Genomic DNA, 13,272 nt, shown 5'->3' on the forward strand with positions numbered 1-13,272 from the left:
CCTTACGATCCAGATAACAGGTGCATTCGAGACAATCCCTATGCCATCGCTTGATTTTGAACGGGAGGAAGCCCGTTTTTATGCCTTCCATGACCAGAACCTGCAGCGCCTGCAGGAGGCCTGCGCGTCTTTTGCGACGCTGATCACGGCCCTGCTCTCCGCGTCCGGGCAGGTGGATGTAGCCAAGGTGGAGGGCCGGGTCAAGGACAAGACCGAGTGCATCCAGAAATTCACCCGCAAGTACAGGCCGTCGCTGGAAGAGGCCAACCTGCCCTATGAAATTGCCCCCTACATCACCGACCTGATCGGGGTGCGCGTGGTCTGCCTGTATGAAGACGAGCTCGAAAAGGTGGCCCACCTGGTGCGCTCGCATTTTGATGTGATGGAAGTCACCGACAAGGTGGCCGCCGTTGAGGGCACCGAGGCTTCGTTTGGCTACAAGGGCCTGCACCTGGACCTGAGGCTCAATGCGGCCCAGCGGGCGTTGCCCGAGCATGCTGCATGTGCAGGCCATGCGTTTGAGCTGCAGGTGCGCACCATCATCCAGGATTCTTGGAGCGTGCTGGACCACAAGATCAAGTACAAAAAATCGATTCCAGGCCAGCTCAAGCGCCGCATCAATGTGCTGGCGGCGTTGTTTGAACTGGCCGACCGCGAGTTCCGCCAGATCCGGGACGCCACCGCGGCCGAATTGCTGGAAGCCCCCGACGAAACCGCAGAGGCCCCGCCTGAAACCGGTGCGCAGGTACCAGAAAAGGCCCCCGATGCAGGCAGTGCGCTCAACGCCTTCACCTTCTTGAAGATTGCCACCCATTTCTTCAAGGATTTTGAGTTTGAGCCCTACAAGGTGGACAGCTTCGTGGATGATATCCAGGGCTGGTCGCCCGGCATGACACGCGCCCGCTTCAATGCGCTGCTGCGCGAAACCATTGCCGTGGTCAAGCGCTACAAGCTGCATTTTGAGGAGCAGAACCCCCAAGGCAGCTTCAACCCCTACACCGTGATGCGCCATTGCCTGTATCTCAGCAACAATGCGGCCTTTCGCCCAGCGTTGCGCAACGTGGCAAGGGAGGCCTTTGAGGCCTGGTTGCAGGAACACGGCAGCACTTGAACCTGGGCAAGCGAGGTAAACCACCCCGCTGGGGGCACTGCGCAAGCAGGTGCCCGCTGGCGCCTGCCTTATCAACAAGGCATCAAATCGGCACCAAGCCCTTTACAGCAAAGCGCATCCAGCTATGCTATTAGTAGCAAACCAAACGCCGGCGTGAAGCTAATAACGGGTCATCAAACTGTCTCCAAGGCGACCTCATATTGGTGGTTTTACTCCAGACATCCGTAATCAGTTGCTGTTATATTGCACTGCAACATAACGGAGTTTCACCCCATGCTCTACCAGATATACGAAACCCAACGCTCCCTGATGGAGCCTTTTGCCGAATTTGCCCAGGCCGCCTCGAAGCTGTACAGCCACTCGTCTTCGCTCCTCAGCCAAATCCCGCTCGCGCAACGTGTTTCTGCCGGCTACGACCTGCTGTATCGCCTGGGCAAGGGTTACGAAAAACCAGCTTTCGACATCCACACGGTGGACGTCGATGGTGTTGGCGTGGCCATTCATGAGCGCGTCGAACTCAACAAGCCTTTTTGCGAACTGCGCCGTTTCAAGCGTTTTTCGGACGACCCGGCCACGCTGACCAAGCTCAAAACCCAGCCCGTGGTGCTGATCGTAGCCCCGCTGTCCGGCCATTACGCCACCTTGCTGCGCGACACGGTGCGCACCATGCTCAAGGACCACAAGGTCTACATCACCGACTGGCGCAGCGCCCGCCTGGTGCCGCTGTCCGAGGGCGAGTTTCACCTTGACGACTACGTCAACTATGTGCAGGAGTTCATTCGCCACCTGCAGGGCATTTATGGCAATTGCCATGTGATCAGCGTCTGCCAGCCCACCGTGCCGGTGCTGGCTGCGGTGTCACTGATGGCCAGCCGCGGCGAGACCACGCCCATCACCATGACCATGATGGGCGGCCCCATCGATGCACGCAGATCGCCCACCACGGTGAACAACCTGGCAACGAACCGCAGTTACGAGTGGTTCGAGAACAATGTGATCTTCCGGGTGCCCGACAACTTTCCGGGTGCCGGACGCCGCGTGTACCCCGGTTTCCTGCAGTACACCGGCTTTGTGGCCATGAACCCCGACCGTCATGCCACCAGCCACTACGACTATTTCAAGGACCTGATCAAGGGCGACGACGCCAGCGCCGAGGCCCACCGCAAGTTCTACGACGAATACAACGCCGTTCTGGACATGGACGCGGATTACTACCTGGAAACCATCAAGACCGTGTTCCAAGACTACAACCTTGTGCATGGCACCTGGGATGTGCGCTCCCCCACCGGCAAGATTGAGCGCGTGCGCCCGCAGGACATCACCACCACCGCGCTGTTCACGGTGGAAGGTGAACTTGACGACATCTCCGGCTCAGGCCAGACCGAGGCCGCACACGACCTGTGCACCGGCATCGTGCGCAAAGAGCAGCACCACCTTGAAGCCAAGGGCGCAGGCCACTATGGCATTTTCAGTGGCCGCCGCTGGCGCGATGTCGTGTATCCCAGGGTGCACGCATTCATCCAGAAGCACGATGCGGCTTTGGCCGCCAAGTCTGCGGCCTCCACGGCTGTTGCCAACGCGGCCAGCGAGCCGGTTGTAGCTGCCAGCGCAGCCCCCGCACCGAGCACGCCCGCGCCCGTGGTTGCCGCCCCGGTGTCAGCCAGCGCTGCGGCACCAGCCTCCGCACAGACGGTAAGCGCAAGCCCCGTCAAACGTACCGTCAAGGCCGCTGCTGCTACGCCCAAGGTGGCGCCTTCCACTCCTGCTGCCGTGGCAAAGCCCAAGGCAGTTCAGGCCGCCATCCGCGCGAACGCATCGCCCGCCGGTGTGGCAACACGCTGGGTGAACACGCCAGGCACCGAAACCGCAAGCACCGTCCCAACGGCCACCAAGGCGGCTGTCGCCAAGACCTCCGACACCGCGCGGGCGCGCGCTTCTGCACCCGCAGCAAAAAGCACCAAGCGCCCGGCAGCACGCAAGGCCTGATGCCTGGCTTGCCGCAAACGGTGGCGGAGCTGGCAGCGCGCATCAACGCGGCCCTGCCCCAGACGCAGTGCACCCGCTGCGGCTACCCCGACTGCGCCAGCTATGCGCAAGCGGTGGCCGAGGGGCTGGCCCCCATCAACCAGTGCCCTCCGGGCGGGTTGGAAGGGGTGGCCCGGTTGGCTGCCATCACGGGCCACGCCGTGGTGCCGTTGAATCCTGTGCATGGGCTGCCGGCCCCCCGCACCGTGGCCGTGATCGATGAGGACTGGTGCATTGGCTGCACCCTCTGCATCAAGGCCTGCCCCACCGACGCCATTGTGGGTGCCAACAAGCTCATGCACACCGTGATTGCAGCCCATTGCACGGGTTGCGAACTGTGCATCCCGGTGTGCCCGGTGGACTGTATCCAGCTGGAAAACGCCAGTGGCACCGCCACGGGCTGGGCCGCCTGGACCCCCACCCAGGCCGACAACGCACGCCAGCGCTACGCCATGCGCCAGCAACGGCTGGCGCAGCACAGCGCCGAGCCGCCAGCACCCGAGCCCGATGCCGACACGCTGCCTGCGCAAAGCCCTGTGCATGCGGTAGGCAACTCACAGGCCTCAACAGCACACGCCGCCCGACAGGCAGCGATTGCTGCAGCCACGGCCCGCGCCCGGCAACGGCGCAACCCGCCGTCGCACTGAGGATTGCGACGCGGACCGCGCGCCCTCCTGAGGCGTGGGTAGGTGCGCATCGTTTCAGCGGGCTGCAAGGCTCTTGTAAACGCCACACCCCACGTACAAATCACCCAGACGCGCCACGAACGACATCTTGGTCTGCACCGCGCCGGTAGCCGGGTTGGTGATGTCGTATTCCACCCAACCGGGTGCACGGTCGCCCTGCGCAACAATGTCGCTGACCAGCCGATCCCCGGCAATGCCCGGAATGTCCTGTACGCGCGTCCCCACCTTGGCCTGGTTGCCACCAAACGCCAGATAGGTTCCTTGCGGATTGAGCGCAAACACATACATGTCGCGGTCATGAAACGCCTGGTTCTTGTCGGTGATGGTTCTCAGAAAAGCGTCGCGCGGGCTTGTTTTGTGCAGCGCTGCCGCCTTGCTCACCAGCGCCACAGCCTCTTCAGCCGTGCCCTGCTGCAATCGGAAGGCCGACACTGCGCGTGACAGGGTGGAGGCCCGGCTTTGCAGGGCTTCGGCCTGCTGCACGGCATGGCCCACCATCTGGGCGTTGTGCTGCGTGATCTGGTCGAGCTGTTGCACTGCGGCGCTGACTTCACGCAGCCCGGTGCTCTGCTCGGCACTGGAGCCCGAAATCTCCGACATGCTGGCGGCCACGCTGCGTATGCCGCCCGCCATCTCGGCGATCCCGTCTCCGGCCGTGCGGATCAGGCCGGCGCTGGCCTCCACCTGGTTCACCGACGCGCTGATCAGCTGCCGGATTTCCTGGGCTGCATCGGCAGAACGCTTGGCCAGGGTGCGTACCTCTCCGGCCACCACGGCAAATCCACGCCCCTGTTCGCCCGCGCGGGCCGCTTCCACTGCCGCGTTCAGCGCCAGGATGTTGGTTTGAAAGGCAATGCTGTCAATCACGCCGATGATTTCGGTCATGCGGCGCGCACCTTGCTGGATGGCCTGCACCGATTGCACGGCACTGGCCATGGCCTGGGCCCCGGCATCGGCTGCCTCCCGCACCTGGGCGGCGCGTTGGTCGGCCCCCAGCGCCGTTTGCGCATTGCTCTGCACAGCCGCGGACAGCTGCTCCACGCTGGCAGCGGTTTCTTCCAGGTTGGCCGCCTGCTGCTCGGTGCGGTCTGCCAGCGCGCGGTTACCGTGGGCCAGGGTCTGCCCGGCGTGGGCCACCAGCGCGGCATTGCTGCGTATGTCGGCCACCATGGACGACAGCGTCAGCACCATCTGGTCGAGCGACTTGGCCATCCCTCCCACTTCGTCCTGGCCATAAACGCCCGCACGGGCGCACAGATCCCCTCCGGTGGTGCGCTGCATGGCATGCGCCAAACCCGCCAGATCGGCCGACAGGCTGGCATACAGCGCCAGCATCAGATACAACCCGAGCGCTGCGCCCGCAAGCAATACCCACCACGGCGCCGAGAGACTGGCGGCAACCACCGTGGCCAACAGCACGGAACCCGGCGCCACCAGCTTGCCCGGCAGGCGAAACCAGCGCATCAGGCGTCGGCCCGGTCGCAGCAAAGAGAATCCAGCCATTTTGTCCCCGATCACGTTTTAAATAGTTACAAACATGCTAGAAGCTGCCTCTTACACCGGATTGACAAACACGGCATGCAAGGGTTTACACCGGGCGCGCGTCTTTGCAGTGCCGCCGGCCAGCCGATGCCAGCATCGGCATCGCCCATAATGCAGCCCCATGAATCCCCTGCTTTCCCACCTGCAGCCCTACCCTTTCGAGCGGCTGCGACAGCTTTTCGCGGGGGTCACGCCTCCGGCAGCTTTCAGCCCGGTCAGCCTGGGCATGGGAGAGCCCCGCCACCCCACGCCCCAGTTCATCAAGGATGCCATCAGCGCCAACCTCGATGGCCTGGCCAGCTATCCGGCCACGGCCGGCGATCTGCGCCTGCGCGAGGCCTTCTCGGCCTGGCTTTCCAGGCGCTACGACCTGGCCGTGGACGCCGCCACGCAGGTCCTGCCCGTCAATGGGTCGCGCGAAGCACTGTTCGCCTTTGCCCAGACCGTGATCGACCCCTCCAGGGGCCAGCCCGTGGTGGTGTGCCCCAACCCGTTCTATCAAATCTACGAAGGCGCGGCCGTGCTGGCCGGGGCCACGCCCCATTACGCGCCCAGCGACCCTGCGCGCAATTTCGCAGTGAACTGGGACACCGTGCCCGACGCGGTGTGGCAGCGCACGCAACTGCTGTTTGTCTGTTCGCCCGGCAACCCCACGGGCGCCGTGATGCCGCTGTCCGAATGGCAAAAGCTGTTTGAGCTGAGCGACCGCCATGGCTTCGTGATCGCCTCGGACGAGTGCTACAGCGAAATCTACTTCCGCGATGAGCCCCCGCTGGGCGGCCTGCAGGCGGCAGCCCGCCTGGGGCGCAATGATTTCAAGAACCTGGTGTCCTTCACCAGCCTGTCCAAGCGCAGCAACGTGCCGGGGCTGCGCAGCGGCTTTGTGGCCGGCGATGCCGCGTTGATGAAGGCGTTTTTGCTGTACCGCACCTACCACGGCAGTGCCATGAGCCCGGTGGTGCAGGCGGCCAGCATTGCAGCCTGGGGCGATGAGCACCATGTGGAAGAAAACCGCATGCTCTACCGCAAGAAATTCGCGCAGGTCACGCCCCTGCTCGCCGGGGTGATGGATGTCTCCTTGCCCGACGCCGGTTTTTATCTCTGGGCCAAGGTCCCTGAGGCCCTGGGCATGACCGACACCGAGTTCGCCCGCGCCTTGCTGGCTCAATACAATGTCACCGTGCTGCCCGGAAGCTACCTGGCCCGCGAGGCCCAGGGCAGCAATCCCGGCGCGCAGCGTGTGCGCATGGCCCTTGTGGCCGACACTCAAGAATGCGTGGAGGCCGCGCTGCGCATCGTCCAATTCATCCAATCCCGTACTGCCTGATTCCATGACCCAACAACTCCAAACCCTCATCGACAACGCCTGGGACAACCGCGCCAGCCTCTCGCCCGCCGCCGCACCCAAAGAAATTGTTGACGCCGTCGACCATGTGATTTCCGAGCTGAACAACGGCACGCTGCGCGTGGCCACGCGCGAAGCCGTGGGCCAGTGGACGGTGCACCAATGGATCAAGAAGGCCGTGCTGCTGTCGTTCCGCCTCAAAGACAACGAACTCATCGAGGCGGGTGACCTGGGTTTCTACGACAAGGTGCCCACCAAGTTCGGCGGACTCAGCGCTGACGAAATGTCCGCCACTGGCGTGCGCGTAGTCCCCCCGGCCGTGGCGCGCCGAGGCAGCTTCATCGCCAAGGGCGCCATCCTGATGCCGTCCTATGTGAACATTGGTGCCTATGTCGATGAAGGCACCATGGTGGACACCTGGGCCACCGTGGGCAGCTGCGCGCAGGTGGGCAAGAACGTGCACCTGTCGGGCGGCGTGGGCCTGGGCGGCGTGCTCGAACCCCTGCAGGCCAACCCCACCATCATCGAGGACAACTGCTTCATCGGTGCGCGCTCCGAAGTGGTCGAAGGCGTGATCGTGGAAGAAAACTCGGTGATTTCCATGGGCGTGTACCTGGGCCAAAGCACCCCGATCTATGACCGCGCCACGGGCGAGATCAGCTATGGCCGCGTGCCTGCGGGCTCAGTCGTCATCAGCGGCAGCCTGCCCAAGGAAGGCGGCAAATACAGCATGTATGCCGCCATCATCGTCAAGAAGGTGGATGCCAAGACCCGCTCGACGACGAGCCTGAACGATCTGCTGCGCGACTGAGCGCGGTTGATCGACAACGCCAGCGCAATCCACGCCAAGACCGACACGAACAACGAGAGGGAGAAACCATGAGCACGATGGAAAGAATTCTTCGCCTGATGGCAGAGAAAAAGGCCTCCGACGTCTATCTGTCGGCCAACGCGCCGGCGTTGATCAAGATCAACGGCGAATGCGTGCCGATCAACAACCAGATCCTGCCGCCCGATGCCCCGCGCAACCTGCTGTCCGAGGTGGTGCCCCCGGACCGCATTGAAGAGCTGGAAGAAACCGGCGAGCTCAACATGGGCGTGCCCTTGAGCGGTGTGGGCCGTTTTCGCGTCAGCGCCATGCGCCAGCGTGGCAGTTATGCGGTGGTGATCCGCTTCATCTCGCAGCACATCCCCGAACTCGACTCGCTGGGCCTGCCGCCCATCCTGCGCGAACTGATCATGGAAAAGCGCGGGCTCATCCTGGTGGTGGGCGCCACCGGCTCGGGCAAGAGCACCACGCTGGCCTCGATGATCGACAGCCGCAACGAGCAGCTCACCGGGCACATCCTCACGATCGAAGACCCGGTTGAATACCAGTTCAAGAACAAGAAATCGATCGTGAACCAGCGCGAGATCGGCAGTGACACGCAGTCGCTGCAGACCGCACTCAAGAACGCGCTGCGCCAGGCCCCCGATGTGATCCTTATCGGCGAAATCCGTGACCGTGAAACCATGTCGGCCGCCATTGCCTATGCGCAGTCGGGCCACCTTTGCCTGGCCACGCTGCACGGCAACAACAGCTACCACGCGCTCAACCGTATCCTGAGCTTCTACCCCGTCGAGGTGCGCCCCACCATGCTGGGCGACCTTGCTTCGGCGCTCAAGGCGGTGGTGTCCCAGCGGCTGGTGCGCACGGTCGAAGGCGGGCGCGTGCCCGCCGTGGAAATCATGCTCAACACCAAGCTGGTTTCCGAGCTGGTGGAAAAGGGCGACTTCTCGGGCGTGAAGGAGGCCATGGAAAAATCCATGGCCGAAGGCTCGCAGACCTTCGAGGAAGCACTGGCCCACCACATCATGGAAGGCAAGGTTGACCGCAAGGAAGGCCTGGCCCACGCCGACTCGCCCACCAACCTGATGTGGCGCCTGCAAAACGACTTCGCCCTGGCTGCCAACGCAGCCAAGGCCCAAAAAGAGGCGCGGGACACTCCCGACGACCAACCTTCTTTCACCGAAATCGTGCTGGACGTCAAATCCGCCTGACCCGGTTTCCCCTGCTTTTTCTGATGTCCCGCACCCTGCACCTGGCCGAACAGCTCATCTCCCTTCCCTCCATCACGCCCGAGGATGCAGGCTGCCTCGACGTGCTCGCGGCACGCCTGGCACCGCTGGGGTTTGTCTGCGAACGCCTGGACAGCGGGCCCGACAGCTTTCGTGTCAGCAACTTGTGGTCAAAAAGGCCTGCAGCCCATACGCAGCAAGCGCAAGCAGCTATTAAAACAATAGTATTTGCCGGGCACACCGACGTGGTACCCACCGGCCCGCTGGCGCAGTGGGGCAGTCACCCTTTCACGCCCACGCACAAGGACGGCAAGCTCTTTGGCCGCGGCGCCAGTGACATGAAAACCTCCATCGCCGCTTTCGTCGTGGCGGTGGAAGAATTTTTGGCCGCTCACCCAGACCCACAGATTTCCATCGCGTTCCTGCTGACCAGCGACGAGGAAGGCCCTTCGATTGACGGCACCAAAGTGGTGGTGGAGCAACTCAAAGCCCGTGGCGAAACGCTGGACTACTGCATCGTGGGCGAACCCACATCGGTCAAACAAACGGGCGACATGATCAAGAACGGCCGTCGCGGCACGCTCAGCGGCAAGCTCACCGTGCGCGGCATCCAGGGCCACATCGCCTACCCGCAACTGGCGCGCAACCCCATCCACCAGGCCCTGCCGGCGCTGGCCGAAATGGCTGCCACCGAGTGGGACAGGGGCAACGCCTTCTTTCCGCCCACCAGCTGGCAGATCAGTAACATGCACGGCGGCACCGGCGCCAGCAATGTGATCCCGGGCGAGGTGGTGGTGGACTTCAATTTCCGCTTCTCCACCGAATCCACGGCCGAAGGGCTCAAGCAGCGCGTATACAGCCTGCTGGACCGCCACAGCCTCGAATACGACCTGCAGTGGACGCTGGGCGGCCAGCCCTTTCTGACCACGCCGGGCGACCTCGTCACGGCAGTGCAGCAGGCCATCCTGGCCGAAACCGGCATCACCACCGAGCTGTCCACCACCGGTGGCACCAGCGACGGCCGTTTCATCGCACAGATCTGCCCGCAGGTGATTGAACTGGGCCCGCCCAACGCCAGCATCCACAAGATCGACGAGCATGTGGTGGTGGCCGACATCGAGCCCCTCAAAAACATCTACCGCCGCACCCTCGAAAACCTGAACCGCCAGGCCAGCACGACACCAGCGGCCACACAGGCGGCCACCGCACAGGCGGCCACAGAATGACCGGCAACTCCGCCCTGCCCGCCCTGCAAGGCGGCACCGTGGCCGCGCTCGTGCAGTCCGGCGCCGATCTGCTCACCGCCGCTGGCGTTTCCTTCGGGCATGGCACCACCAATGCCCACGACGAGGCTGCCTGGCTGGTGCTGTGGCGACTGGGGTTGCCGCTGGACAGTGACCTGGGCGATCGCCCCGATTCAGTGGCAAAGAAGGCTGTAGCGCCCGATGAGCTTGCGCTGGTAGCTACACTTTTTGACGAGCGCATTCGCACCCGCAAACCCGCTGCCTACCTCACCCGCGAGGCATGGCTGCAAGGCGTGCCGTTTTACGTGGACGAGCGCGCCATCGTGCCACGCAGCTTCATTGCCGAGTTGCTGGCCGATGGCAGCATCGATGATTTTCTGGGCGAGCACACGCGCCGCGTGCTCGATTTGTGTACCGGCAACGGCAGCCTGGCCGTTCTGGCGGCCATGGCCTGGCCTGACGTCGAAGTCACGGGCGCCGACATCTCGCCCGACGCACTGGCCGTGGCCCGCATCAATGTGGACCAGCATGGCCTTCAAGACCGCATCTCGCTGCAGTTGTCGGATGGCCTGGCCCAGCTACCCGGCCCGTGGGACCTGATTCTTTGCAATCCACCCTATGTGAACGCGGCCAGCATGGCGCAATTGCCCGCCGAATACCGGGCGGAACCCACCCTCGCGCTGGCGGGCGGTGCCGATGGCATGGACTTCATTCGCCAGCTGCTTCAGGACGCTCCCGCCCGCATGAGCGAAAATGCGGTGCTCGTTCTCGAAATCGGCAACGAGCGTTCCCACTTTGAAGCCGCCTTCGGGCAGCTGCCTGTGTACTGGATAGATACCAGCGCGGGCGAAGATCAGGTGCTTTTGGCAACACGCCAAGCCCTGGTTGCATTTTTCTCTTCCTGATGATCACTCTTAAAAATGTCACCTTGCGCCGCGGCGCCAAGGTGCTGCTCAATGGCGTCAACGCCACCATCAACCCCGGTGAAAAAGCCGGCCTGGTGGGCCGCAACGGTGCCGGAAAATCCAGCCTGTTTGCCCTGCTCAACGGCTCTCTGCACGAAGACGGCGGCGATTTCTACATCCCCACGCAGTGGCGCATGGCGCAGGTGGCGCAGAACATGCCCGAAACCGACGAGCCCGCGACCGCCTTCGTGGTGGCAGGCGACACGCGCCTGACCGATCTGCAGGCCGAGCTGGCCAAAGCCGAGGCCGCAGACGACGGCATGGCCATTGCCCACGCCTACACCGACCTGGCCGATGCCGGCGCACACGATGCCGAACCCCGCGCGCAAGCACTCATCCTGGGTCTGGGCTTCAAGGTGTCCGAGCTGGACAAGCCCGTCAACAGCTTCTCGGGTGGCTGGCGCATGCGCCTGCAACTGGCCCGCGCGCTGATGTGCCCCTCCGATCTGCTGCTGCTCGACGAGCCCACCAACCACCTGGACCTCGATGCCCTGGTCTGGCTGGAAGCCTGGCTCAAGCGCTACGAAGGCACGATGATCGTCATCAGCCACGACCGCGAGTTCCTCGATGCCGTGACCAACGTCACCATGCACATCGACAACGCGCAGATCACGCGCTATGGCGGCAACTACAGCAAGTTTGAAGATCTGCGCGCCCAGCAGCTCGAATTGCAGCAGGCCAGCTTTTCCAAACAACAGGAAAAAATCGCCCACCTCAAGAAGTTCATTGACCGCTTCAAGGCCAAGGCCAGCAAGGCCAAGCAGGCGCAAAGCCGCGTCAAGGCGCTTGACCGCATGGAAAAGATCGCGCCCGTGCTGGCCGACGCCGAATTCACCTTCGAATTCAAGGAGCCACAAAACCTGCCCAACCCGATGCTGGCCATCAGCGACGCATCGTTTGGCTACCGCAGCGAAGACTGTGCCGAAACCACCATCCTGCAAAACGTCAGCCGCAGCGTGCTGGCAGGCCAGCGCATCGGCATTCTGGGTGCCAACGGCCAGGGCAAGTCCACGCTGGTCAAGACCATTGCCCGCACCATGGCGCCGCTGGCCGGCACCGTGACCGAAGGCAAGGGCCTGTCGATCGGCTACTTTGCCCAGCAGGAGCTGGACGTGCTGCGCCCGCATGAGAACCCGCTGGAGCACATGATCCGCCTGGCGCGCGAGCTGGGCCCCAACAGCCGCGAATCGAGCCGCGAACAAGACCTGCGCAGCTATCTGGGCACATTCAACTTCACCGGCGACATGGTCAAGCAAAGCGTGGGCAGTATGAGCGGCGGCGAAAAAGCCCGCCTGGTGCTGGCCATGATCGTCTGGCAGCGGCCCAACTTGCTGCTGCTGGACGAGCCCACCAATCACCTGGACCTGTCCACGCGCGAGGCGCTGTCGATGGCGCTCAACGAGTTTGAAGGCACCGTCATGCTGGTCAGCCACGACCGCGCCCTGTTGCGCGCCGTGTGCGACGAGTTCTGGATGGTGGGTCGGGGCGCCGTGGGGCCGTTTGACGGCGACCTCGATGATTACCAGCGCTACCTGCTCGATGAAGCCAAGCGCCAACGTGAACTGGCCAAGCTGGAGGCCGCAGCCGAAAGCGCGGCGCTCAAGGCCGCAGCACCGGCGCCTGCCGTGGCCGCCGCCAAACCCGTGGCTATTGCTCCCGTTTCAATAGCTGCTAGCGCAGACCAGATAAGCGCTAGAGGCCAAAATGATGCCAAACCCGCAGTCGACGCGAAAGAGCAGCGCAAGCAGGATGCCCAGACACGACAGCAGCTGGCAGAAAAAACACGCCCCCTGAAACGCGAGCTCGAACAGATCGACCAACGCCTGTCTGCCCTGGTTGCAGAGCGGGCCGACCTGGAGCAGCGGCTCACCCAGCCACTGCCGCCCGCCGAAATCGCAGACCTTGGCCGACGCCTGAAAGCCGGTCACGACGAGACCGCCCAGCTGGAAGAACGCTGGCTGGAAATTTCCGCCGGGCTGGAAGAACTGGGCGTGGGCACCAGCGCTTGAAACGTAAAACCTTGTAATCGAGTGCAATAGTTTTCTGGCTTTTCACCAATAAAGACCTGCGGTGAATGCTATTAATCTTGAAGCAACGATTTTTGTTGAGGCTAAGGCTCATCCGGTTGCATTTTTTTGCGTTTGCCGGTCAACCAAGCGCCAAGTGAGCGCGTTGTTGGTACATCACAGGAGTTTTCCAGTATGAATACCACCGCAATCTTGTCCGCTTGGCCCGAAGACGAACGCGACCGCAAGCGCGCACCGGCCCGCTTTTGAGGGCGTGGCAGCCGCCCATC

General features: G+C 63.3%; 10 protein-coding genes. 9 read left to right on the top strand and 1 reads right to left on the bottom strand.

Annotation, left to right across the window (positions count from 1 at the left end; all coding sequences use genetic code 11):
* Positions 1-40 precede the first annotated feature (40 nt).
* The 3 genes from K226_RS0112585 to rsxB all read left to right on the top strand — a co-directional run bounded on the left by K226_RS0112585 (position 41) and on the right by rsxB (position 3,783).
* Positions 41-1,111, top strand: coding sequence for a GTP pyrophosphokinase family protein (locus K226_RS0112585; RefSeq protein ID WP_024815152.1), 1,071 nt, complete (start codon positions 41-43; stop codon positions 1,109-1,111).
* A gap of 273 nt (positions 1,112-1,384) precedes the next feature.
* The gene (locus K226_RS0112590) at positions 1,385-3,097 is read left to right on the top strand and encodes a polyhydroxyalkanoate depolymerase (protein ID WP_024815153.1); all 1,713 of its coding nucleotides are present in this window, start codon (positions 1,385-1,387) and stop codon (positions 3,095-3,097) included.
* The gene (rsxB, locus tag K226_RS0112595) at positions 3,097-3,783 is read left to right on the top strand and encodes an electron transport complex subunit RsxB (protein ID WP_024815154.1); all 687 of its coding nucleotides are present in this window, start codon (positions 3,097-3,099) and stop codon (positions 3,781-3,783) included. The genes K226_RS0112590 and rsxB overlap by 1 nt, the downstream gene beginning before the upstream one ends.
* A 54-nt stretch (positions 3,784-3,837) precedes the next feature.
* Here the strand turns inward: rsxB and K226_RS0112600 are convergent, their stop codons facing one another.
* Entirely contained in the window at positions 3,838-5,325 is a 1,488-nt protein-coding gene (locus K226_RS0112600) for a methyl-accepting chemotaxis protein (RefSeq protein ID WP_024815155.1), read from the bottom strand.
* A 160-nt stretch (positions 5,326-5,485) separates the two neighbouring features.
* Between K226_RS0112600 and dapC the strand changes: the two genes are divergently transcribed.
* From dapC to K226_RS0112630, 6 genes are all read left to right on the top strand, one after another.
* Positions 5,486-6,691, top strand: a complete 1,206-nt coding sequence (gene dapC, locus K226_RS0112605) for a succinyldiaminopimelate transaminase (protein WP_024815156.1) — start codon at positions 5,486-5,488, stop codon at positions 6,689-6,691.
* A gap of 4 nt (positions 6,692-6,695) precedes the next feature.
* Complete coding sequence (gene dapD, locus K226_RS0112610; protein WP_024815157.1) at positions 6,696-7,520, top strand: 2,3,4,5-tetrahydropyridine-2,6-dicarboxylate N-succinyltransferase; 825 nt, start codon at positions 6,696-6,698, stop codon at positions 7,518-7,520.
* A gap of 68 nt (positions 7,521-7,588) precedes the next feature.
* A complete protein-coding gene (locus K226_RS0112615; protein WP_024815158.1) occupies positions 7,589-8,749 on the top strand; it encodes a PilT/PilU family type 4a pilus ATPase in 1,161 nt (386 codons plus the stop codon).
* 23 nt (positions 8,750-8,772) lie between these two features.
* Positions 8,773-9,993 (top strand): succinyl-diaminopimelate desuccinylase, encoded by a 1,221-nt coding sequence (gene dapE / locus K226_RS0112620; RefSeq protein ID WP_024815159.1) that lies wholly within the window; start codon positions 8,773-8,775, stop codon positions 9,991-9,993.
* Positions 9,990-10,916: a 50S ribosomal protein L3 N(5)-glutamine methyltransferase gene (gene prmB / locus K226_RS0112625; RefSeq protein ID WP_024815160.1), complete on the top strand. Its 927-nt coding sequence runs from the start codon at positions 9,990-9,992 to the stop codon at positions 10,914-10,916. The genes dapE and prmB overlap by 4 nt, the downstream gene beginning before the upstream one ends.
* Positions 10,916-12,985: an ABC-F family ATP-binding cassette domain-containing protein gene (locus K226_RS0112630; RefSeq protein WP_024815161.1), complete on the top strand. Its 2,070-nt coding sequence runs from the start codon at positions 10,916-10,918 to the stop codon at positions 12,983-12,985. The genes prmB and K226_RS0112630 overlap by 1 nt, the downstream gene beginning before the upstream one ends.
* The last annotated feature ends 287 nt before the right edge of the window (positions 12,986-13,272 follow it).

Source organism: Acidovorax sp. JHL-3 (assembly GCF_000526295.1).
In the GTDB taxonomy this organism is placed as follows: domain Bacteria; phylum Pseudomonadota; class Gammaproteobacteria; order Burkholderiales; family Burkholderiaceae_C; genus Acidovorax; species Acidovorax defluvii.